Annotated in this window: 2 protein-coding genes; both read left to right on the forward strand. The window is 42.0% G+C overall.

All coding sequences use genetic code 11. The annotated features are described in order from the left end of the window. Window positions 1–271: IS630 transposase-related protein (locus HC733_RS22485; protein ID WP_190367194.1), on the forward strand; the 271-nt coding region annotated here is incomplete at its 5' end. After that, the gene (locus HC733_RS22490) at window positions 246–794 is read left to right on the forward strand and encodes an IS630 family transposase (RefSeq protein ID WP_342366053.1); all 549 of its coding nucleotides are present in this window, start codon (window positions 246–248) and stop codon (window positions 792–794) included. The genes HC733_RS22485 and HC733_RS22490, both read left to right, overlap by 26 nt. The last annotated feature ends 1 nt before the right edge of the window (window position 795 follow it).

A 795-nucleotide genomic window follows, 5' to 3' on the forward strand; every position in this document is an offset into this window, starting at 1 on the left:
AAAGCACCAACTTACTTTTGAGCAAACAAGTGAACACTTTGGTGTCAATATCGCTTCTTTATTCCGTTGGCAGAATAAGTTGGAGCCTTGCCTCAAACGAGATAAACCAGCAAGTAAAGTCACTATGGAATTACTTAAAGACGATATTGCACAGTTTCCTGATGACTATCAGTGGGAACGCGCTAAACGATTGAATGTAACCCAACCAACCATTCATTACGCGCTTAAACGTCTCAATATTAGCTATAAAAAAAACACTAAAACATCCTAAAGCGTGCGAGGACAAGCGAGCTGCGTTCGTCGCTCGAATTCAAGCATATGAAACCCAAGGTAAAGAAATAATCTATCTGGATGAAAGTGGTTTTGCACAGGATATGCCTCGTCATTACGGCTATTCCGTAAAAGGAACCCGCTGCTATGGGACTCAGGATTGGCATGCAAAAGGACGGTTAAATGCGATTGGTGCTATCGTAGGAATGACCTTCCTGACACTGAGTTTATTCACATCGAGTGTCAACTCCGATGTATTTTATGCGTGGCTAACGCAAGACTTATTGCCCAAGGTGAAAGAAGGGGCGGTCATAGTGATGGACAATGCCACTTTCCATAAGCGCAGTGATATGCTTCAAGCAATACAAAATAGCGGTTGTATTGCTGAGTTTTTACCGCCATATAGCCCAGATCTGAATCCTATTGAAAAGAAGTGGGCACACGCAAAATCAATCAGGCGAAAGTTTCGCTGTTCTATCGAAGAACTGTTTACTAAGCACTTGGACTATCGCAATTTATTTTGAT

This window comes from Pseudoalteromonas sp. S16_S37 (genome assembly GCF_014694405.1).
Classification (GTDB): Bacteria; Pseudomonadota; Gammaproteobacteria; order Enterobacterales; family Alteromonadaceae; genus Pseudoalteromonas.